The 22,631-nt window shown below is 61.3% G+C and carries 15 protein-coding genes; 8 read left to right on the plus strand and 7 right to left on the minus strand.

Annotated features, from left to right (window positions below; translation table 11 throughout):
* Positions 1-556: 556 nt before the first annotated feature.
* Positions 557-4,300, minus strand: a complete 3,744-nt coding sequence (locus HMPREF3056_RS06705; RefSeq protein ID WP_070754377.1) for a multifunctional oxoglutarate decarboxylase/oxoglutarate dehydrogenase thiamine pyrophosphate-binding subunit/dihydrolipoyllysine-residue succinyltransferase subunit — start codon at positions 4,298-4,300, stop codon at positions 557-559.
* A gap of 154 nt (positions 4,301-4,454) precedes the next feature.
* On the minus strand, positions 4,455-5,222 hold the full coding sequence (locus HMPREF3056_RS06710) for a hypothetical protein (protein ID WP_070754378.1): 768 nt from the start codon (positions 5,220-5,222) through the stop codon (positions 4,455-4,457).
* Between the two features lie 115 nt (positions 5,223-5,337).
* On the opposite strand from HMPREF3056_RS06710, the gene HMPREF3056_RS06715 reads away from it, so the two are divergent.
* The 3 genes from HMPREF3056_RS06715 (at position 5,338) to HMPREF3056_RS06725 (ending at position 8,950) form a co-directional block, all read left to right on the plus strand.
* On the plus strand, positions 5,338-7,077 hold the full coding sequence (locus HMPREF3056_RS06715; protein WP_070754379.1) for a carboxylesterase/lipase family protein: 1,740 nt from the start codon (positions 5,338-5,340) through the stop codon (positions 7,075-7,077).
* A gap of 76 nt (positions 7,078-7,153) precedes the next feature.
* Entirely contained in the window at positions 7,154-8,023 is an 870-nt protein-coding gene (locus HMPREF3056_RS06720; RefSeq protein ID WP_070754380.1) for a DNA primase, read from the plus strand.
* Between the two features lie 231 nt (positions 8,024-8,254).
* Entirely contained in the window at positions 8,255-8,950 is a 696-nt protein-coding gene (locus HMPREF3056_RS06725) for a hypothetical protein (RefSeq protein WP_246822473.1), read from the plus strand.
* A gap of 50 nt (positions 8,951-9,000) precedes the next feature.
* Here HMPREF3056_RS06725 and HMPREF3056_RS13735 read toward each other — a convergent pair whose 3' ends face one another.
* On the minus strand, positions 9,001-9,528 hold the full coding sequence (locus HMPREF3056_RS13735; protein ID WP_246822474.1) for a hypothetical protein: 528 nt from the start codon (positions 9,526-9,528) through the stop codon (positions 9,001-9,003).
* A 106-nt stretch (positions 9,529-9,634) separates the two neighbouring features.
* Here HMPREF3056_RS13735 and HMPREF3056_RS06735 point away from each other — a divergent pair, with 106 nt between their 5' ends.
* Positions 9,635-10,870, plus strand: coding sequence for an MFS transporter (locus tag HMPREF3056_RS06735; RefSeq protein ID WP_070754383.1), 1,236 nt, complete (start codon positions 9,635-9,637; stop codon positions 10,868-10,870).
* Between the two features lie 296 nt (positions 10,871-11,166).
* Here HMPREF3056_RS06735 and HMPREF3056_RS06740 read toward each other — a convergent pair whose 3' ends face one another.
* The 4 genes from HMPREF3056_RS06740 to HMPREF3056_RS06755 are packed head-to-tail and all read right to left on the minus strand — an operon-like array spanning position 11,167 to position 17,077.
* Entirely contained in the window at positions 11,167-14,283 is a 3,117-nt protein-coding gene (locus tag HMPREF3056_RS06740) for a DUF3427 domain-containing protein (RefSeq protein WP_070754384.1), read from the minus strand.
* Positions 14,280-14,672: a (deoxy)nucleoside triphosphate pyrophosphohydrolase gene (locus tag HMPREF3056_RS06745; protein ID WP_070754385.1), complete on the minus strand. Its 393-nt coding sequence runs from the start codon at positions 14,670-14,672 to the stop codon at positions 14,280-14,282. The genes HMPREF3056_RS06740 and HMPREF3056_RS06745 overlap by 4 nt, the downstream gene beginning before the upstream one ends.
* A gap of 33 nt (positions 14,673-14,705) precedes the next feature.
* Entirely contained in the window at positions 14,706-15,674 is a 969-nt protein-coding gene (gene hutG / locus HMPREF3056_RS06750; RefSeq protein WP_070754386.1) for a formimidoylglutamase, read from the minus strand.
* 2 nt (positions 15,675-15,676) lie between these two features.
* Positions 15,677-17,077, minus strand: a complete 1,401-nt coding sequence (locus tag HMPREF3056_RS06755; RefSeq protein WP_070754387.1) for an amino acid permease — start codon at positions 17,075-17,077, stop codon at positions 15,677-15,679.
* Between the two features lie 370 nt (positions 17,078-17,447).
* On the opposite strand from HMPREF3056_RS06755, the gene HMPREF3056_RS06760 reads away from it, so the two are divergent.
* The 4 genes from HMPREF3056_RS06760 (at position 17,448) to HMPREF3056_RS06775 (ending at position 22,451) form a co-directional block, all read left to right on the plus strand.
* Positions 17,448-18,794 carry a YjiH family protein gene (locus tag HMPREF3056_RS06760; RefSeq protein WP_070754388.1) on the plus strand — a complete coding sequence of 449 codons (1,347 nt, stop codon included), beginning with the start codon at positions 17,448-17,450 and terminating at the stop codon, positions 18,792-18,794.
* Between the two features lie 37 nt (positions 18,795-18,831).
* Positions 18,832-19,560, plus strand: coding sequence for an IclR family transcriptional regulator (locus tag HMPREF3056_RS06765; protein ID WP_049155142.1), 729 nt, complete (start codon positions 18,832-18,834; stop codon positions 19,558-19,560).
* Between the two features lie 184 nt (positions 19,561-19,744).
* The gene (gene hutH / locus HMPREF3056_RS06770; RefSeq protein WP_070754389.1) at positions 19,745-21,298 is read left to right on the plus strand and encodes a histidine ammonia-lyase; all 1,554 of its coding nucleotides are present in this window, start codon (positions 19,745-19,747) and stop codon (positions 21,296-21,298) included.
* Positions 21,299-21,551: 253 nt separating this feature from the next.
* Positions 21,552-22,451, plus strand: a complete 900-nt coding sequence (locus HMPREF3056_RS06775) for an endonuclease domain-containing protein (RefSeq protein WP_070754390.1) — start codon at positions 21,552-21,554, stop codon at positions 22,449-22,451.
* Positions 22,452-22,631: the final 180 nt, after the last annotated feature.

Consider the following 22,631-nt stretch of genomic DNA (forward strand, 5'->3'; position numbering starts at 1 on the left):
TCAGGTGTCTACCAAACAGGGGTCAGGTCCTAGGGCAGAGCCCAGACTGTGCGGCAGGGAAACGGCGGATACCGTCTTGATTGACCCGGTGACGTCGTTCGCTCACCTCAGAAACGGCTTAACTAGCGGCGCGCGTCGTTATGTGTGACTGCAATCGCGGTCTTCGTTGCTTCACCTGTGGCATCCCGTCCCGGTGTTCGTCGTCAAAGAAGCCACCAGTGGTGCCGGCATCTCATGCAAGCCTCCCTTCGCGCTCACGGGGGTGCGTCGGGAGGCTGATTAAGGTTCCACGGTGAGCGCGAAGGGGAGGGGCGTGGTCATGGTCGCGGGGGACTGGTTGGTCGATATGACACTGGAGACTGCAACATTGCACTTACGCGCGAGATCGTTGCGGTGCCCGCCCGCGGCGGTTCGGCTGGCTTGTAGACCTCATCCCTGGCCTCGTCTTTCTAGCGAAATAAAAGGCCCCGGCCACCACACTCGTAGTGAGTTCGTGGTGGCCGGGGCCTTGCTAGCGTCGCTGTGCTGTGTGCCAGCGCCTGGGGCTTAAGCGCCCTTAGACGTCGAAGGCTTCCTCCAGCAGATTCTTCTGCTCAATCTGGTGGACCTTCGCGTTACCGGTTGCAGTCGAGGACTGCGAGCGGCGGGAGACGCGGACCATCTCCGGCATGTCCGGGATGAGCTCACGCAGGTGCTCGTTGTAGAACGGCCACGGACCCTGGTTGGCCGGCTCGTCCTGCACGAAGCGAATCTGCGTTGCGTTCGGGTAGGCCTCGAAAGCCTCACGCAGGCGGTTGAACGGAATCGGGTGGAGCATCTCCACGCGCACGATGGCGATGTCGTCGCGGCCATCGGCTTCCTTCTTCTTAGCCAGCTCCCAGTAGAGCTTGCCGGAGACCAGCATGATGGTCTTGACCTTGTCGGTATCGCCGACCTTCTTGCCGTTGATGTCAACGTAGTTCGGGTCGTTGATGACGGACTGGAACTTCTTGACCTCAGTGAAGTCCTCCACGGAGGAGGTCGCAGCCTTGTTACGCAGCATGGACTTCGGGGTGAAGACGACCAGCGGGCGCTTCATCTCACCGAGTGCCTGGCGGCGCAGCAGGTGGAAGTGGTTAGCCGGGGTAGACGGCTGGGCCACGGTCATGGAGCCCTCAGCACATAGCTGCAGGAAGCGCTCAATGCGGGCGGAAGAGTGGTCCGGGCCCTGGCCTTCGTAGCCGTGCGGCAGCAGCAGGATCAGGCTGGAGAGCTGGCCCCACTTGGCCTCACCGGAGGAGACGTACTCATCGATGATGGTCTGAGCACCGTTGGCGAAGTCACCGAACTGTGCCTCCCAAGCCACGACAGCATCCGGGTTACCCACGGTGTAGCCGTACTCGTAGCCCATGCCAGCGAACTCGGTCAGCGCGGAGTTGTAGACCATGAACTTGCCGCCATTGCCCTTAGACTCAGCCAAACGCGCGACTGGGTTGTACTCGTTGCCCGTGCGCGGGTCGAAGGCCACAGCGTGGCGCTGGGTGAAGGTACCGCGGCGGGAATCCTCACCGGCCAGACGCACGACCTTGCCGGCGTTAGCCAGGGAGCCGAAGGCGATGAGCTCGCCCCAGCCCCAGTCGATGCCGCCCTCACGAGCAGACTTCTGGCGGTCCTTGGCCACCTTGGCCACACGCTTGTGGTACTCGAAGCCCTCCGGAGGGGTGCCGTAGGCGTCACCGATCTCGGCGATTTCCTCGGCGGTGATGGAGGTATCCAGACCACGGGTCAGCTCCTGGGAGGAGGTGATACCGGTCTGTTCCTTCGGGCCAGCCTCTTCAGCCTTCTTGTGGTCGGCGAAGACGGACTCCATCTGATCGTGGAAGTCGCGCGCAGCTGCCTCTGCCTCTTCATCGGAGAGGTCACCACGGCCGATGAGCTCCTCGGTGTAGCGCTCACGAACGGACTTGTGGTCATCGATGATGTCGTACAGCAGCGGCTGGGTCATGGACGGGTCATCGGCCTCGTTGTGGCCGCGCAGGCGGTAGCACACGAGGTCAATGAAAACGTCCTTGCCAAAGCGACGGCGGTACTCGGTAGCGAGCTTGCCCACCCAGACAACAGCCTCCGGGTTGTCGCCGTTGACGTGGAAGACCGGGCAGTCGAAGCCCTTAGCCAGGTCGGTGGCGTAGTGCGTGGAGCGGCCGGAGTCCGGGGTGGTGGTGAAGCCCACCTGGTTGTTGACCACCACGTGGACGGTACCGCCGGTGGTGTAGCCGCGCAGCTGTGAAAGGTTGATGGTCTCCTGGACCACGCCCAGGCCGGTGAAGGATGCATCGCCGTGGAGCATGATCGGCACAACAGTGTGGCCCTCGGCGCCCTTGTCCAGGATGTCCTGCTTGGCGCGTGCGATACCTTCCATGACCGGGTCGACGGCCTCGAGGTGAGACGGGTTAGCAGCCAGGGTGACCTTGATTTCACCGTCACCAAACATCTGCAGGTGCTCGCCCTCAGCGCCCAGGTGGTACTTCACGTCACCGGAGCCGCCCATCTGGCCGCCCTTGTAGTTGCCATCGAACTCACCGAAGATATCTGCCAGCGGCTTGCCCACGATGTTGAAGAGGACGTTGAGGCGGCCGCGGTGTGGCATGCCGATAACGACTTCGTCGAGGTCCTGGCCAGCGGCGGTGTCCACGATGGAATCCAGCAGGGCAATGAGGGACTCAGCGCCCTCCAGGGAGAAGCGCTTCTGGCCCACGTACTTGGTCTGCAGGAAGTTCTCAAAGGCCTCAGCGGCGTTGACCTTCTGCAGGATGTACTTCTGCTCAGAGTTGGTCGGCTTCGGCATGCCGGCCTCAATCTGCTCCTGCAGCCAGCCGCGCTCGTCGCGGTCCAGGATGTGGGTGTACTCGGAGCCAACCTTGAGGGTGTAGGCGGAGCGCAGGCGGGTAACTACCTCGCGCAGCGTCATGGTCTCCTTGCCACCGAAGCCGCCCACGTTGAAGGTACGGTCCAGATCCCAGATGGTCAGGCCGTGGGTAGCCAGGTCGAGATCGCGGTGATCCGGCCAGGGCAAGCCCGGCTGCTTCCAACCCAGCGGGTTGATGTCCGCGAGCAGGTGTCCGCGGGAGCGGTAGGCCTCGATGTACTGCATGACGCGCGTGTTCTTGTCGACGCCCGTGTTCGGCACGTCGGCAGCCCAGCGGAACGGCTGGTAGGGAACGCCCATCGATTCGAAGAGCTCGTCCCAGAAGGCATCGTCCAGAATCAGCTGGCCCACGGTGCGCAGGAACTCACCAGACTCCGCGCCCTGAATGACGCGGTGGTCGTAGGTGGAGGTCAGGGTAACCAGGCGGCCGACGCCGAGGTCCGCCAAGCGGTCGGCAGAGGTACCGGCGAACTCGGCCGGGTAGTCCATGGAGCCCACACCGATGATGGAGCCGGAGCCCTTGGTCAGGCGGGCGATGGAGTGGCGGGTGCCAATGCCACCCGGGTTGGTCAGGTTGATGGTGACACCGGAGAAGTCATCCATCGTCAGCTTGTTCTTGCGGGAGCGGTCAACGATGTCCTGGTAGGCATCGATGAACTCGGAGAAGGTCTTGTTCTCCGCTTCCTTGATGGCAGCCACGACGAGGGCGCGGGAGCCATCCTTCTGCGGAAGGTCAATGGCCAGACCCAGGTTGACGTGCTCCGGCTGGACCACGGTGGGCTTGCCGTCCTGGTTTTCGTAGCGCACGTTCATGTCCGGGTGGATCTGAACGGCCTTAACCAGCGCGTAGCCCAGGATGTGGGTGAAGGAGATCTTGCCGCCGCGGGTGCGCTTGAGGTGATCGTTGATCATTGCGCGGTTTTCCCACATGAGCTTGACCGGGATGTCGCGCACGGTGGTAGCGGTGGGAATTTCCAAGGACTCATCCATGTTCTTGGCGATTGCCTTGAACATGCCCTTGAGCACGCGGGAGCCCGGCTCCGGTGCCTCCTTGATGCGGTCCAGCGGGGACTCGGACTTCTTCTCCGTCTTTTTCGCGTCCTTCTTGGATGCGGCGGAAGCCTTGGAATCGCTCGGTGCCTTAGCGCCTGGAACAGCGGAAGACTTCTCCTCAGCCTGGGTCTTCTTCGGCGCGGCCTGTGCCGCGTCCTTTTTCTTGGTGGGGGTGCTGGATTGAGCGTTCGCAGCCTTGGACTGTGCGGCCGACTTCGGTGCTCCGTTGGCCTCAAAATACTCGCGCCACTCCTTGTCTACGGAGTTCGGGTCCTTGGAGTACTGCTGAAACTGTTCGTCAATCAGCCACGCATTCGGGCCATAGATGCTCGAGTTGCTCACGGCAGATGCTCGCCTCTTTCTGTGCTTCTAAGTTTGTCTTTATTCGACTCTAGTAGGCCAATCCACGGGTGCGAAAGGCACCCCGAAAAGTGTCTCCCCTTATGATACGGACCTTGTAAGTTTGCTCACTAACCTGAGCGGGTTTCGCCCCTTTTTATTCCCCCTGCAGGGGGGAGAGTTGGGTGCCCGCATGGTTGATTACTTGGCGGCCCAATTTACGGTTGGCGGTTGTTCCCAGCACCGCGCCTACACCCATCGGCAGCAGTTTGGACACCCACGCCCACTTGAGCTTCTTGGTGGCCTGCTTCATAAACAGCTTGGTCAGGCGTCCGTTGAGGCCGCTGAGGGTGGGGCCGGAAAAGCGCGAGAGGGTAGCAGCGGAGGTGACGCCGGACAGCGAGGTTGCATCACCCACGAAGGTATCGACCAACGCGCTGCCTTGGGAACCGGTGAGCACCACCAAGACCAGCGCGCGGCGGCGCTCCTTATCCCGGATGTTGTCACCGCGCAGGTGCGCGGAGGCCAGGATGTACCAGGCAGCGGCCTCGAGGAACACCAAGGATTCCGCACCAATTGTGGCCGCGCCGGTGACCAGGCCGATGCCGGGGATAGCCGCGGATGCGCCGGCAGCGGCACCCGTGCCGGTGATGATGTTCATGAAGTGCTTGTCAATGAGCTCCTGGAGCTCCGCCGGTCTGGCGTCGGGGTTGCGCTTCTTTAGGCCCTCGACGTAGTTGATGATGACGGAGGACTGGACAGAAACGATTTTATCGATGGCCCCCAGGAATCCCTTCGTAATGCGGTTAGCCTCATCCACCTCCAAGGTTCCGACAGCCTTTGCGGAGCCGGCCTGATCGACCGATGCTTCCTGGCGACTAACTGCCTTATCTTTGCTGTCCTTGCCAAAGACTTTGTCCAACATTGTCTCACCTAACTTTTTAACTAAATCTGATTGTGAATCTGAACTGTATGTTTACCACCGTATCGAAAACGTTTTATTCAGCGCGCCAGCAGGTTAGCGCATTAGGGTAAGAGGCATGAGCGAGTTTGAGCCTTCCCCCTCGCGTGAAGTCAGCGCAGCAGCAGCGCGCCTGCTTGCCGAATCCCTGCATGCCCGTGCCCGCGCCGCGCAGGAGGCGGCACGCACCGCGCTTGCCGACGACCTCACGGTACTCACCACAGGAGGTTGGGTGCGCGGTTGCATTGAGGAAGATTTGCGCCCGGACCGCCCGATTTCTGCGCCGGTGCGCTCGTGGCGTGGCATCCCTTTCGGCGCTGATACGTCTGGGGCCAACCGTTTCATGGAGCCGCGGCCTGCCCCGGCGTGGGAAGGGATCCGGGATTGTCGCGAGTTCGGGCACGTGGCCCCGCAACCAGTCTATTCCTGGACGGATCGCATCGAGGGCGCGGAAGATTGCTTGACCCTCGATATTGTCCGCCCACACCGCAGCGTCCCCTCGGACACTTTGGCGAGTTCTGGGGCTCCGGCGACTTCTATGGCAGGGGAGAAGCTGCCCGTCGTGGTGTATCTGCATGGCGGCAGTTTTATCGTCGGATCCTCCCACATGCTGATGCTGCGCGGCTTCGAGTTCGCAGCCCAGATGGACGTGGTCTATGTTTCGGTGAATTTCCGCTTAGGCGCCTTGGGCTACCTTGATGTCCGCAGCTTGGGCGGAGAGGCCTGCGCCAACCCGGCTGTGGCAGATCAGGTCTTAGCGTTGAAGTGGGTGCGCAAGAATATCGCCGCCTTCGGTGGGGACCCGGACAACGTCACGCTCATGGGCGAATCTGCCGGCGGCGCAGCGGTCCTGACACTCATGGCGGTGCCGCGCGCAGAAGGGCTGTTTCACCGCGCGATTGCGCAGTCGCCGCCGATAGGCATGATTCATTCGCGGGCGCAGTCGGTGTTTTGGGCTCGCGAGCTGGTTCACAAGATGGCCTTGCCGCGCGATACCACCGCGGATGATCTACGCCGCGAGGATTTCGCGGACTTGGTGCGCTCAGGTCAGTCCATGATGTGGCGCGCGGGCGAGTTACTGTACCTGAATTCCTGCTACGCGCCGACTGTCGACGGTGACCTCATCCCGCAACATCCCATCGAAGCCTTTGAGGACGGCAACCAACACCCAGTGCCGCTGCTGGTGGGAACCAACTCCGGTGAGGCCAGCTTTGGAAAGTTCCTCTTCCAACGCCAGAGTGCCCGGGAGCGTGCGGCCCTGCGGCTGCTAGCCTCTTTCGATCCGGAGAGTGCGCCGGACGTCATTGCGGCATACGGCGGTGCGGTCTCACGCCGCGACTTTGGGGACCTGCTGACCGATGCCCTCTTTTGGGCCCCCACCGTCCGCGTGGCCTCCGAACACGCACGGCGCTATCCGACGTGGATGTACCGTTTCGATTTCGCGCCGGCAGCACTGCGCTGGTTGGGATTGGGGGCGATGCACTCGATGGAGCTTTCCAATATCTTTGGTGACCCAGGGGCGTCGCGCGTCTCCTTCCTGAACACCATCGCCAAGCCTTCCGAAATGGAGAACGTAACCGGGGCCATGCAGACGCAATGGGGTGGGTTCATTCGGGGCGGGGCTCCGCGAGACGACTGGCCGCAGTACACAGCCCCACAGCGCTCGACCATGGTTTTCGATGTGGAGCCGCGCGTGGAGGAGGCGCCGATGGAGGGGCGTCGCCAAGCATGGGAGTCCTACGACATGTTGGAGTGGGGCACTGGGCGCCCGGAGATTCTGAAGGAACTGGGATTCCTGCTCAATGAGGAGAGCTATTGATGGGGATCGCAGGTAAGATGTGTGGGGCCTTGGCAGCAGCCCGGGTGAGACTCCCACATGGACGGATGTTAATCACATGAGCTTTTTTGAAGATATCGCCTCTGCGCTGGACGGGGAGGGCATTGAGTCCCGCGTCAACGACGATGTGATGTTCGTGCCCATCACCTCCGATTTGGAAATCCAGTTTGTGGAAATTGACCCCATCCTGCCGGCGGCCAACGTCTACATTGCCGCAGCCGATGTGGATGAAGACGATGAAGACTTCGAGGCCGTTTTAGTTTCCGTGGCGTTCTCCGTGGAGGATGCAGTCGAGGCCGTGTCGCGTCACATCGCCACCGACCAGGTGGTAACCGTGCTGCGTGACCTGCTGGAGGGCACCGATGAGCGCATTGCCGAGCTGGAGTTTCTTCAGGATGAGTTCAACCCGAACCTCGTCGTAGCGGAGGTGGCCAACGACTCGGAGCTGCGCGTGCTGGTGGAGACCATCGACGGCGTCCCGAGCGCGGTCGTGCGTTTCCTCTCCTTCGACTTTGATGAGGAAGAGCTCGACGAGCTGGAAGACGAAGCGATCAGCAAGCTTTGGGAGGCCGAGGCCTCCGAGGACATGAGCGAGGAGGAGCGCGTTGCCCTGTTCGGCTCCGCGGAAGACGAAGACGGCGGGCTAGCACCCATCATTGAGGTCCCCGCCGAGGCCCTCGAGCTGGGAACCTACACCGACTTCGACCGCCTCTTTGACGTGCTGAGCCTCGTCTCCGATCAAGCCCTGGACTGGGAAGCCCAGCTGGTGAGCATCGATGACTCCGACTTCGACGAACCGGAGGTCTACGACATCTTCGGCGCCGACGATGAGGATGAGGACGACGTTCTCTTCGACGACGATGATGACGATGACGAGGACTACGACGAAGACTCCGAAGACGCCGAAGAAGACAACGAGTCTGACTAATCAGACGACACCGAGCTTCTACGGTAGGGTAAGCGGGTATTATTTCTCGACTTCGAAGAGGAGCAGCCGCAGCCAATGCCGGATAACAAGGCATCGCACAGCCAGCGTCTGTGTGTTGGATCCGCTCTAGCATGTTTGTGCCTGGCTTGGGCTCTGACGCTAGACCCGAGCTACGGCCACGCAGGCTTTGTCTTCGATTCCGCCTTATCAACCGGTGCATGGTGCCTGAGTTTGCTGGGAGCACTGCTGTTCATCGCCGCGCAATGGCGATCCTTGGGAAACCACGCGCTTGTCAACCCGCTGCTGGCGGTGGCGGCGAACCTACTGTTGTCGTCGCTGATTTTCAACGTCAACATCCCCTTGTACCTCGACATGATGGGCACGGCGTTTATCGCAATCGTCTACGGCCCCGTCTTAGGAATCGGCACGTCAGTCTTGAGCGCGTGCCTGGCCAGCATCAACAACCCGCTGCTCTTGGTCTATCTGCCGACCGCGGTGGTGGTTGCTTACCTGTTTGGCTGGCTAGCGCGCCGCGGAGTGTTTAAGCGGATGGTGGCCATGATGCTCGCCGGAACCGGGGTAGGCGTGGTTGCCGGGCTACTATCCGCTATGTCGACCTTGCTTCTTCCAGCTGAGTACGAGCAGCGCGGGCCCCTCCAACTCCTGGCATTGCTGGAGCTGATTCTGCGCGACGAGCGCCTGGCAGTCCTAGTGCAAACCTTGAGCTCCGACATCATTGATAAGACGTTTACGGTGCTCGTGGTCTGCTTTTCGATTCGCTTGGCGCCGCAGGCGATCCGCCGCCTCTATGATTTCCCGGAGACACGCCCGGCTCTCGGCTGCGTGCTAACGGAGGATCGGTTCTCGCTTTCGCTTGAAGAAGAGCCACCCCGCAACTTTTTCGAGCGCATGCAGCGCTACTTCTAGCAGGCGTACAACGCTCGAGACTGAGCCTCACGCACTGCGGAGGGAGCGCATTACGCAGCCTGGCTGAAGCCTTCGAAGAGCGAGAGCGGTGAATGCACCGGGGTATAGGTGCTATCCACTAGCCACACAAACGTCGCCGCACTGCTGCTGGAAATCTCATGCACTGCGGAGACGAGCTCCTCTGGGACTAAGGCCCGCACCCATGCTTCCGCCAACGAAGGGGAAACCGGGCGGCCGGTGGGGTCGGTGATGCGTACCGTAATGAGGTAAGAGGGCACGCGCTTTTCGCCGTAGCCCAATACGCGAGCCTTGGCGCGCTCACCCACGCGGTGGCGCGAGACTGTAAAGGTCAGCGGTAGTGATTCGCCGCCCTGTATGTCCACTGGTGGCAACACCTTTGATGGCGGCCGCCATTGCGGAGTGGGTCGCGCGAGCGAGCGCGGGTGGCGGATGATGCTTTCGATGGAGCGAAGAGTTTCATGGTGGTGGTAGAGGATTTCAGTGGTGAGTTCGCTCGTACTCACGTCGGCCGGAAAAGGGGACTGAACGGACTGGTGAATGCTGCTGTAGTTCTTCATGGCCCACACACTAGGAGTAGGCACGGACATCACCGCACACAGATACGAACAGATGTTCGAGTAAACGTTCGGTCATTTGACGTGATGGGCTACAGTGAGTGACGATATGAAAAACACTGCAGCACCGCAGGTTAAAATCCCGCGGGAAATCTGGGTCATGGTCACCGCCGGGTTCATCATTGCCTTGGGTTATGGTCTCATCGCGCCGCTGCTGCCGCAGTTCATCGTCAGCTTTGATGTCTCGATGGCCGCGGCCGGCCTGGTTGTCTCCGTCTTTTCTGCCAGCCGTCTCATCTTCGCCCCGGCTGCGGGCTTCCTCATCGACCGCGTAGGTACGCGCAGGGTGTACGTGACGGGATTGCTTACCGTGGCGGTCACCACCGGCCTCGTGGGCGTAGCGCAGGAGTACTGGCAGATCGTCGCCTTGCGCACTATCGCCGGCATTGGTTCCACGATGTTCACCGTCGCGGCCATGGGGCTCATTGTGCGCCTCGCCCCACCCAGCATCCGCGGGCGATGTTCGGCCACCTATGCCACGTCCTTCCTCCTCGGTAACGTGATTGGCCCACTCGTTGGCGCGAGCCTTTCCTTCCTGGGATTCCGCTGGCCCTTCTTTATCTACGGTGTTGGTGTGGCGATTGCGGCGCTCGTCGTGTGGAGCCTCATGCCGCCTGTGTCCAAGGCTGATGAGAGCCGACGCAGCCTCCCGCCAATGCGCTTGGAGGAGGCCTGGGCGGACACTGCTTATCGTGCAGTGCTGACGTCAAACTTCGCCCAAGGCTGGATCAACATGGGCGTGCGCGTAGCCGTCCTACCGCTGTTTGCCGCTGCGATTTTTGCCAACGGCGCATCCGCGTCGGGTATCGCATTGGCGGTCTTTGCTGCGGGCAACGCCATCGTCCTGCAATTCTCCGGCTCCTGGTCCGACCGCGTGGGGCGTCGTCCACTGATTGTGGCGGGTCTCGTGGGGTCTGCCTTGTTTGTTGGAACACTGGGCTTGGCGACGAACATCGTTTCCCTGCTCATCCTCTCCGCCCTGTCCGGCGCGGCTTCGGGCCTTATCGCCCCTTCGCAGCAGGCGGCTGTGGCAGACATCGTTGGTTCCCAGCGCTCGGGTGGCCAGGTGCTGTCAACATTCCAGATGGCAGGCGATTTCGGGCAAATCCTGGGCCCCATCGTCATCGGTCTCCTGGCGGATAGGTACGGATTTGAAGCAGCCTTTGGCTTTTGCGCGGTTGTTGCCGTGGCTGGCGTTGTGGCGTGGATATTTGGTCGCGACACCTTAGGGGAGAGGAAAGGTATCCTGCGGGGTCTGCGCCGCCGCTACCGCCCACGGCGCTAATAGGCGTGGCTCTATCTAGCGAGTACGGCGCACTTTCTTGCTGCACGCAGCCCAACGAGGCGTCGTGCCAGTCTTGAAGCTGCGCTCCCGAAAACGCGTAAAGCCATACACGGAAGTTTCGGAAACGTTATCAGGGCGGCTCCACCCCTTCCGGCTACGCTCGCTCGCGGCTCCCATGACCGTCCTCCACACTTCTGCACCAAGGCTTCAGAGACTAATCTTTTCTTAATCTGCTAAGGAAATCTTAATTTATGGTGATAACGACGTCAACTTCACAGCTTGACTTTAAGTGAGGCTTAAGCCACAGTGCGTCCGGCTGCGTACAACTGCTTGGGCATGTCGCGACGAAGACTCCATTCAAACTGGATGGGTTTCTCGCCTCTGTGCGTGACGTAATCGACATTGCCCAAGAAGGTATATGCCGACGCAGTGTCTACCTTGTTTCGCTTAGTAAAACGCGTAGCGATGATGATGTTGCCGTTGAGTTCGTGGTGGTGGATGTAACGTCGGGCCATTGCGGACTTGAGGGATGTGGTGGATTGGGACTCCCAATGCAAACGATCTGGTGCTAGCGGATAGTCGCGGTAGTTCGTCGAGGCACTGACGTTTTCGTCCTTCTGGAATGTGACGAGGAAGAGATCAGTGTTGGAAGCATCGAAGCGGCGTACGCCCTCACGTGGCAAATTCGCGAGCTTACGCAACGGGCCATCGTCCAACGCCCCGACCAGTTCAGCAAGGCTGTAGTCCGCGTGAGTTTCTAAGACGCTATTCGTTGATTTCTCCGGGATGACGCGGGACCGGTCGAGTGTGAGCAGCATGACCTGAGTAACCTCAGCGACGAAGGAAGGACAGGCCCGGATGATACGCAGGGCCTCATCAAGCGATTCCGGCACCGTCGTATTTGAATTTGCCCACAGAGCCAATACGAGCATGGTGGCGTACCGAGTTTGCTCGGGAGTCATGTCTTTCTCGTTGGGCCCGTCCGGAGAGATGAGAAGTTTGTAGGCCGCTACGCGGTTCGGGTCATTGATGTGCAGTAGCACGCGGATTCGGCTGAGAAGAAACTCTTCGTGTTCATTCGCGGGGGCGGAGGGCAGCAGCTTTTCATCACGCAGCAGCGTGGTCCACGTAATGCCCTTGCGGCGGTAGATATCTTCCACCGGAACCCCCGAGCTGTTAATGAAACTAGCGAGGTCGGTCGTGCCGTAGTCAGTAACGAGTGCTCGGATCTTTTTGATCGAGTTACGGGCCAAGCGCTTGATGTTCTTCAAGACGCGCTCGGTAGTCACACGGTCCAAAGTGATGTTGGAGCCTGGTGGAGCAGTGGGGAAGCCCTGCTCCACCTCCTTGGCCAGGTTCTTTCCGCGCGCGGCGGTCAAGACCTTGAAGCGCTCTTCGAAATCGAATTCTTCGTGCTGGACACCTAAGAAATCAAAGACGGTGCAGGCGTTCTTTCCTTCGTTGAGGCGCAGACCTCGGCCAAGCTGTTGGACGAAAAGCACTGGGCTCTGCGTCGGGCGCAGAAGCAGCAGCGTGTTGACCTCGGGGATGTCCACGCCCTCGTTGAAAATATCGACCGCGAAGATGATGCTGATGGTGCCTTCGCGAAGCTGCTCAATGGCGCGTCGACGCTCATCGACACTGAGCTTGCTGCTTACCGCTTTGGCGGGGATGCCGAAAAGGTTGAATTGCTCGGCCATGTATTCGGCGTGAGCGATGGAGACGCAGAAGCCAAGGGCCTTCATGTCGGAGAGGTCGAAGATACGGCGGTTGAGCTCATTGATGATGAACCTGGTGCGCTTTTCACCTGCCTTGATATAGAACTCGCTGAGCTCCGCAGTCTGGTAGTCCTTCTTCCCGCGGTTCCAAGTCAGACTCGTCAGGTCCGTGTCATCGTCCACCCCGTAGTAGTGCAAGGGCGCAAGGAGCTGTAGGCGCAACGCATCCCAGAGGCGAAGTTCATGTGCCACGCGGTAGTCGAAATACTTCTGCACGTTCTCGCCGTCACCGCGCTCCGGTGTGGCCGTTAGCCCCAAGAGCTCGCGCGGTTGCAGGTAGTCGAGCACTGCCCGGTAGGTCGAAGCCTCGGCGTGGTGGAACTCATCGATGACGACGACTTCAAAGTGATCCGGCGCAATCTGGACTAGGCGCTTCCCATGCAGGGACTGGATGCTGGCGAAGACATGGTCCCACTCGGCTGGCTGCTCACCGCTAACGAGGAGCTCACCAAAACCAGAAGTGCGAAGAACCTCGCGGTAGGTTCGCTGGGCCTGGATAAGAATCTCTCGCCGGTGAGCAATGAACAGTAACCGTGGCCTGCGCCCAAGCTTCTCGCATAAGCGGCGGTAGTCCAGTGCTGCCACAACAGTCTTGCCTGTGCCGGTAGCGGCAATGAGGAGGTTGCGGTGGCGATCGTGAACTTCGCGCTCGGACTCTAGGGCTTCAAGCATCTCCTCCTGGTAGGGGTAGGGCTCAACGCGAAGGCCTGACAGCTCGAGCTTCTCGCCGGGCTTTGATTCGAGGAATTTGGCGCTGCCGAGCGCGTTTACGAGGCGGTCGTAGTCTTCCTCGGGGTCGAACGCTTTGAAGTGAGTGTCGTACCAGTAGCTATCGAAGGTCTTGATGAACTTCTCGATGATCTCCGGAGTGGAGGAGCGTGAGCCGCGGACGTTCCATTCCCAGCCGTCGACAAGCGCCGAGCGCGAAAGGTTTGAGCTACCGATGAACGCGGTATCGAAACCAGACTCGCGGCGGAAGAGCCAGGCCTTGGCATGCAGGCGGGTGGTCTTGTGCTCATAGCAAATCCGGACCTCAGCGTTATAGTCCTCCACGAGACGACGCACGGCGGCGGCTTCGGTCGCCCCGCAGTACGTCGAAGTGATGACGCGTAGCGGGATCTGATGATCCCTGAGGTACTCCAGTTGATCGCTGATGACCGCAATACCCGAACTCTTGATGAAAGCGCACAGCAAATCGACGGAGTCCGCAGTGCGGATCTCGCGGGCGATCTCGACCGACATATTGGTGTCGTCCACGCTGTTGGTGAACAAAGCACTGGCGTTGAGTGAGACCTCGGGAAGCTCTGGTGCCTCTGCGAGCTCTGAGCTGTAGATGGCATAGAGCAGTTGTTCCGCAGAAATAGACTCATCTTCCCCGAGGTGTTGTGCGAGTCCATTAATGAGGGCCACTCGCTCCTCGGGCTTGGTTAGCTCCGTGAGCTTCTGCTCGAGGACCTTGGCAAAATGCTGGGACACTGCCGCGGCGAACCGAGGGTTCACGTCTTTCATGGTCCCATGGGCGATACCCGTTGCGGCCGTGGGACGAGCCCGCTTAGTTTCCTCGAGCCGCTCCTGGATACGAGCGGTGACCGGGGTTTCATAGATGCCGAAAGGCAGGAGAGAATCGGAACTCATAGGCGCGAAGAAACCAGCTTGACGGCGGGGATGTCTGCGGGAGCCCAGTCGAGTTCCTGCGCCTCGGCAGGGGACACCCAGCGAGAGGCATCGTGATCACTTAGAGTCAGGTCACCGGACTCGATGGTGCACAGAAACGTAGTGAGCTCGATGGTGGCGAAGTCGTACTCATAGATGGTCGTGGTGACCTTGTCACCCACGGTTGCCGTCACGGATAGCTCTTCTTTAATTTCACGCGCGAGAGCCTGCTCGGGTGTTTCACCGAGTTCAATCTTGCCGCCCGGAAATTCCCACATGCCGGCTAGGGACTTTCCTGCAGCTTTGCGGCAGGCCAGGAATCGATTGCCGTCGACAAAGACGGCTCCGACAACACGAATCGGTGAACTCATGGGCACTAGTATGCCGGCTGGCCCGCGCCTTATCTAGGAATTCGCTTTCGCGGCAGCCGAAAAATGCGCCGTCACAATGTCATCAATCAACCGCGCGGCCAGCTTGGCGGTGTGGTTGTCGGTGTCGAAGGTGGGGTTGAGCTCGACGACGTCGACAAGCGCCAGGCGTCCCGTGGCGGCGATGGTGAGTGCTAGTTCGCGGATGATGGTTACTGGCACGCCGAGGCCGGCGGGGGCGGAGACACCAGGTGCTTGGTCGGCAGGCAGCACGTCGAGGTCGATGGAGAGGTGAATGGGCTTCGTGCCGGCGCAGATGTGCTCGACGGTTTCGAGCAGCTGGGCGCGGTCCATGCTGAGCAGTTCCTCGTCGAGGACGACGGTAACGCCGAGGGCGGAGGCTTCGTCGAAAAGCACGGGCGTGTTGTTGGGGCGGGAGATACCCAGGACGGAATAGTCGAAGTCCTCCCGGCCCACCAGTTCGGAAATCTGCTTGAACGGGGTGCCGGAGGTAGGCACGTCCGCGGTGCGGAGATCGAAGTGCGCGTCCAGGTTGATGATTTGCAGAGGGCCTAGAGCCCTAAAGGCGCCGCGGTGGGAGCCGAAGGCGGTCTCGTGGCCGCCGCCGAGGATGATGGGCAGGTGCCCGGCGCGCGAGAGTGTCTCCACTGCGTCGGAGAGGCGCGCATGGGAGCCTTCCAAGTCGGTGCCTTGGGTGGTGATCGTGCCGGCGTCGTAAAGCGGGTGCGTATGGTGCAGCGCTAGGGAACCCAGGGCGCCACGCAGTGCAGCCGGGCCCGCAGCCGCGCCGGGGCGGCCATGGTTGCGTTCAACGCCCTCGTCGGAGGCGAAACCAAGGAGTGCCACGCCGGGTTGTTCCTGGGGGTTCGCTAGGTCGAGGGGGCGAACCACGCTGTGCCACCGCGCGTGCTCAGGGCCCGGGCCGTCGGAGCGGCCGGACCACTCGGGGGCAGGGGAGTAGGCGGGGGCATCAACGGTGTTCATGGTTATCCTTTCGCGTCTGTTCCTTGCGGAGCTGTTCCCTGTGGGGAGCTCGCGGCGGCGCTGCGGCGGCCGGTGAGGTAGAAGATAGCGGTCATGAGGAGGATGAAGATAACGCCCGTGGCGAGTGCCGGGCGGTATTGCTCCTGCCACACCATGATGCCAAAAGTGAAGATGATGAAGGCGATGGAGAAGTATTGGCCCCAGGGCCAGAAGGGGACGGTGTATTCCAGGCTGGCACGCTCTTCGGTGGGCATCTGGCGGCGGGAGGCTACGTGTGCCAGGAGGATCATTAGCCACACGTAGATGGTGGCGAAGGTGGCCAGGGAGGCGATGATTTCGAAGACATTCTCCGGGATGAGCGCGTTGAGCGCGGTGCCGATGATCATGACGATGAGCAAGATGATCATGGTCATGACCGGCACACCGCGGGTCTTTTTGGCCATGACCTTCGGTGCGAGGTTCTGGCGTGCCAGGCCAGTAAGGACGTTGCCGGCGCCGAAGAGGTCGGCGTTGATGGCAGAGACCGCCGCGGTGATGACGACGACGTTGAGGGCGGCCGCAGCCCAGGTGACGCCGAGGGTGGAGAAGATTTGGACGAAGGGGCTTTCCTCGCCGGTGATGCTGCGCCAGGGGTTGATCATGAGGATGACCAGGATGGCCAAGACGTAGAACAGCAGGATGCGCACCGGGATGGTGTTGACGGCCTTCGGCACGGACTTGGCCGGATCTTCTGCCTCCGCACTGGCGACACCGACGATCTCCGTGCCGCCGAAGGCGAAGAGGACGAGGATGAAGGAGGCGACCATGCCGGAGACGCCGTTGGGGAAGAAGCCGCCATCGTTGACCAGGTTGGCCGGGCCGGTGGTCTCCGCGGTGGAGAGGCCGAAGACGAGCACGGCCACGCCGCCTAGGATCATGGCGATGACGGCGCCGACCTTGACGATGGTGAAGGCGAATTCCAGCTCGCCGAAGGCTTTGACGGTGGCGAGGTTGGCGCCGCCGACGAGGAGAAGCGTGCCGGCGACCCACACCCACTGGGGCGATCCGGGGAACCAGAATTGCATGTAGACGCCGATGGCGGTGAGATCCGCGAGGGCCACAATGACCATCTCGAAGGCGAACATCCAGCCGGTGATATAGCCGGCCCAGGGGCCTAGGAAGGTGCGGGCGTACTCGGCGAAGGAGCCGGTAACGGGGTGGTGCACGGACATCTCACCGAGTGCGCGCAGGAGAAAGTAGACCACGGCGCCGCCGAGGAGGTAGACCAAGAGGACCGAGGGGCCGGCGGCTTGGATGGCGCCGGCGGAGCCGTAGAACAGGCCGGTGCCGATGGCCGAACCTAAGGCAATAAAGTGCAGGTGCCGGTGTTTCAAGCCGGGGCGCTTGGTGGTGGTTTCTGCCACGGGGATGCGTCCTCCTCTGTGCCCCTGTTGTGGCGCTAGCTAGTCCTAGCGCTGCGGATGAGGGGAGTGGTTGGTGCGAGTGATTCCGGGAGCTACTTTCCTCTAGTTCAGATGTGCGGTCAATTTTTTTGTGGTGGGGGTAGCTCACCTAGGCCTATGACGGCGAACTCATTCATTCTGTGGGGGTGAATTGGGTGACATTTACGTGTGGTTTCGCTAACATATGGAAGACCTGCGTGTGGCTGTCGCGTGGGCATGGCTACAAGCACTCGCCGTCGTGTGTTGGCGAGGGTGTGCTTGGCGCGTTCGTGTAGTGGACGTGTTGTGGCCGTGCTAATGACGTGTCGTTTCCACCACCGTGAGGTAGAACATGAAATCTGAAGACGCAATCGTTGACGCCTTCTACGAGAGCGAGGACGACGTCCCCTCCAAGAAGGGTATCTGGCGCCTCTTCGTCTACAGTGCTATCGGCGCTTTCGTATTCTTCTTTCCCATTAGCTACGACGGAAAGAAATCCATCCCGCTTGACCACATGGTCACCATCATCCGCACCTATGCGGACGTCTTGGTGCCTTGGTTCATCCTGGCGCTGGCGCTCTACGGCACGGTGCGCAGCATCGTGAATAAAAACTGGAAAGAAGGCCCGCTCCAGGCGGTCTTTACTGCGCTCAACGTGGTGGGCCTGGTGGTCTCCTTCCTGATGGTCATCGGAAAGCTTCCCGGAGTGCTGGGCAACGAGGACATCGTGCCCTTCCTGTGGAACTCGATTGCCACGCCAGTCGGGCTCATCGTGCCCATCGGCGGCGCGTTCTTGGCCTTGCTCATCAGCTACGGCCTTCTGGAATTCGTCGGCGTATTCATGCAGCCCATCATGCGCCCGCTGTGGCGCACGCCGGGGCGCTCCGCCATTGACGCGGTGGCCTCCTTCGTGGGCTCCTACTCTTTGGGAATCCTCATTACTGACCGCGTGTACCAGCGCGGCGGCTATACCGCGCGTGAGGCTTCCATCATCGCGACGGGCTTCTCGACGGTCTCCGCTGCCTTCATGGTGATCGTCGCCAAGCAGCTCGACCTTATGGATATGTGGGGCATCTACTTCGGTGTCTCCCTCGTGGTGACCTTCCTGGTCACCGCGATTACCGTGTGGATTCCACCGCTGAGCAGGATTCCCGATGACTACATCGATGGTGTGGAAGCGGATCCGGAAAAGCCCGTGAAGGGCAATTTCTTTAAGACCGCCTGGCGGGAAGCGCTGCTGGCGCTGGACCGCGCGCCTTCTTTGGGCGCTGCCATTTGGGAGAACCTGCGCGATGGCGTGCGCATGGCATCGGCGATTGTGCCTTCCATTATGTCTGTGGGCCTGATTGGTCTGCTGCTGGCGAATTTCACACCGCTCTTTGACTGGCTGGGTTACCTGTTCTACCCGTTCGCGTGGCTTGTCCAGCTGCCGGAACCGGAGCTGGCGGGCAAGGCCGCGGCCATGGGCATTGCGGAGATGTTCCTGCCGGCGACGGCCGTGGCGGGCTCTGAGAGCATGGTGCTCAAGTTTGTTATTGGCGTGGTAGCTATCTCCGCCATCATCTTCTTCTCCGCGCTGGTGCCGTGCATTCTGGCTACTAAGATTCCGATCAAACTCTGGCAGATCGTGGTCATCTGGTTCGAGCGCGTGGTGCTGACCATCATTATTGCGACGCCGATTGCCTTCCTGGTGACTTAGCTGGGACTTGTACGAGGGCTCACTAGAATGTGGGCCCATGAGTACCTCCCGAGTCCCGGCGGCGCGCAATGCGCTGGAGATCCTCCGGCTGCTGTCCACTATCGACGTGCCGATTTCCGCCGCGCGCATCCGCAGTGAGCTGAACCTGCCGCGCTCCACGACTTACCACCTGCTCAAGGAGATGGTGGACGCGGGCTTCGTTGTGCACCTGCCGGAGAACCAAACCTATGGGTTGGGGCTCGTTGCCTATTCGATGGCTGCTGCCTACGCCACGCAGCAGCCCCTCGTGCGGGTAACCCAGGGGCACCTCGAGCGGATTGCCAGCAGTGTCGGGGGTTCGGGGCACCTGTCGCGTTTGGCGGGCTCGGAGATTCTCTACCTCAACGAGATTCGCGCGCCGGGGGCGCTGTCCTTGGTGACGGAGAGGGGAGTGCGGCTGCAGGCGCAGCGCACGGCCTCCGGGCGGGCGATGCTGGCCCTGCTCCCGGAAGCGGAGTGGCGTGCAGCATTCGTCCCCGGTTCTTTAGGTTTTGGGGAGTACAAGGAAATCTTGCGCCAGGTGCGCGAGCGCGGCTGGGCCGAAGAGGTTGAGGTGGTGGCGCGCGGGCAGGCGTCGGTAGGCGTGGCGGTGGTTGACCACGTGGGCAGGCCCGCGGCGGCGCTGGCGGTGACCTTCCCGGTGGGGACTGCCGACGCCGCCGACGTCGCCCAGCAACTGCACGCTGCAGCGCAGCAGGTGGCGGAGAGGATGTACGGGCGCCGCTAACTGGTCGTGCGCGGGGTATTGGCGCGCCGGGCAGCCTGTTGTACTATGAGCGCAACGCGTAAGGCTGTCGCGCGTATCACTATTTTTCTATTCTTGTGAAAGCAAGTACGTGTTTTCGCGTGCCTTCTTCCCTTCCACGCGGGTGGTGGGGCGGGGTACCACAGCGACGTCAAAGGAGCCTTACATGTCTAATTCTTATCCCTCCACCGTGACCGTGGGTATCGGTGCGCTGAGCATCGAGGAGGTCGTGGCCGTTGCGCGCTATGGCGCGAAGGTGGAGATCTCTGAGGATGCCCTGGCGGAAATCGCCTCCACACGTGAGCGTGTCGAGGAGCTGGCCCAGGATCCGACTCCGGTCTATGGCATTTCCACCGGCTTCGGTGCCCTAGCGCGCCGCCACATTCCGGAGGAGATGCGCGCGCAGCTGCAGCTTTCGCTCGTGCGCTCCCATGCGGCGGGCACAGGCCCGGAGGTTGAGCAAGAGGTCATTCGCGCGCTCATGCTGTTGCGCCTGTCTACCCTGTGCACTGGGCGTACTGGCGTGCGTCCGGTGGTGGCGGAAACCTATGCCGCGGTGCTTAACGCGAACATTCACCCGGTGGTCCGCGAGTACGGTTCCCTGGGATGCTCCGGTGACCTTGCGCCGCTTGCGCACTGCGCGCTGGCGCTGTTGGGTGAGGGCGAGGTGCGCGTCGATGGCGGCGAGGTCACCCCGGCCGCCGAGGCCCTATCCGCTGCGGGTATCGAGCCGCTCAAGCTGCGGGAAAAGGAAGGCCTAGCACTGATTAACGGCACCGATGGCATGCTGGGCCAGCTCTGCCTGGCCATTACAGACTTGCGTGAGCTGGCCAAGACCGCCGATATCGCCACCGCGATGACGGTGGAGGGCCTGCTGGGTACCTTGGTGGTCTTTGCCGATGACCTGCAGCAGCTGCGCCCGCACCCAGGCCAGGCAGATGCTGCGGCCAATATCCTGCAGGTCGCAGAGGGCTCGGAGATTCTCGCGGCCGCTCTCGAGGAATTTAAGAAGAAGCAGGTGCAGGACGCCTACTCGGTGCGCTGTGCGCCGCAGGTGGCTGGCGGTTTCCGCGATACCGTGGCGCACACAGCAACGGTTGCGGAGCGCGAGCTGGCCGCGGCCGTCGACAACCCGGTGGTGGCCAAGGACGGGCGCGTGGTCTCCAACGGCAACTTCCACGGCGCGCCGGTGGCCTATGCGCTGGACTTCCTGGCCATCGTCGTGGCTGACCTGGCCTCCATCTCTGAGCGCCGCACCGATCGCTTCCTCGATGTTGCTCGCAGCCGCGGCCTCAACGCCTTCCTGGCCGATGACCCGGGTGTGGACTCCGGCCACATGATCGCGCAGTATGCGCAGGCGGGCATCGTCTCTGAGCTCAAGCGCTTGGCCAACCCGTCTTCGGCGGATTCCATCCCGTCTTCGGCCATGCAGGAGGACCACGTTTCCATGGGCTGGTCGGGTGCCCGCAAGCTGCGCAAGGCCGTCGACGGTCTGCAGCGCGTCCTCGCCATCGAAATCCTTACCGCCGCCCGCGCCATCGATATGCGCGAAGGCCAGCCGGCCAAGGGTACTGGCGCGGTCATCGATGCCCTGCGCCAGACCGTCCAAGGCCCGGGCACCGACCGCTACCTCTCTCCGGAGATCGAGGAGACCGTGCGCCTGGTCAAGGAGGGTTCACTGGTGGCTGCGGTAGAGGGGGCCGTCGGCACGCTGCGCTAAACACCTCCCGCCCCATGGTCCACACGGTCCATGGGGCTTTCTCGTGCCGTCTCAATTCTAAAAGTGCAGACCTAGAAGTGCAGACCTGCTGGTCGTCGCAAAGCATTGCCTTGGCGCTGGACGACGCCACCTGCATGAATGCACTTCCAGGTCTGCACTTTTGGCTGGGCACCGGATTGCAGGTAGTGCGGCGGAGGCGAAGAACGGAAGCCTATCTGTGGCGAGGCACACAAAGCTGGGTTATGAGTAGTGCATGAACAATGAACAACTCTTTAGCTTTTTAGACCAGCACCTAATCGACCTTCGCAAGCTACCCAATGATGATCCCCGGTGGAAGAAGGTGCACGCCGGCAAGGTAGCCAAACTGGCGTGGTGCTTCGTACTGCCGATGATGCATTGGCACGAACTCAAGCCGTGGCAGAAGGAGACCACGAAGGCATATGTGCTCGGGTTGACCTTGCCCAAGGCAACATTAGTGGGAAAATCCGCCGCCCTTATTCACGGCATTCCGCTGGTTGTGCCGCCGACCGAATGGGAGGCAACGTTGCCTTCGAACTCGGTACCTCCACGATCTAAAGCCACTGTCCGTTATCGCCGCATGGACTTGTGCGGTAAAGAGACGGTGGTTCACGGGATTCGCGTGTCAACCCTGGAGCGCACGGCCATTGATATTGCGCGGTTCTATGGATTTGAGGAGGGGCTCGTTGCCGCCGATGACGTGCGGGCGCGCAATGTTGGCCAGTTCTGGATCAGTGAGACGCTCGGCGCTATGGGGAGAGTTAAGGGTGTTGCCGCCGCGCGGCGGGCGGTTGCTGAAAGCGTCAATTGCGCGGAGTCACCGTGGGAATCCTATGCCCGTGCCTTGATTCTTGCGGCGGACTACCCGGAGCTGCGCTGGGTCAAGGCGCAGTATGTGATTGAGAACTATCGAGCGGATCTGGTCATTAATGGGTGGCTCGTGATTGAGATTGACGGAAACGTCAAGTACCGCTTCGAGGCCGAAGAGGTAATTCGCGCGGAGCATCGGCGCCAGCAAGCCATCCTCAACAAGGGCTACATCGTTTTGAGGTTTAGCCCAGAACAGTTGAGTTCGCGGCCTGACTATTTCCAGGAGACGGTGGGCAAGCACCTGGCACGCGGCCCGCGCTTGTAAAAGTGCAGACCTGGAAGTGCAGACCTGCTGGTCGTCGCAAAGCACTGCCTTGGCGCTGGACGACGCCCACCTGCGTGAATGCACTTCCAGGTCTGCACTTTTGGGTTGGGCTCTGGATTGCAGGCAGCGCGGCGCCCAATACTGGTCGGGCGACAGTCTTGTATCTGAGACAGGCAGGCC

The organism is Corynebacterium sp. HMSC056F09, assembly GCF_001815785.1.
GTDB classification, from domain to species: domain Bacteria; phylum Actinomycetota; class Actinomycetes; order Mycobacteriales; family Mycobacteriaceae; genus Corynebacterium; species Corynebacterium hiratae.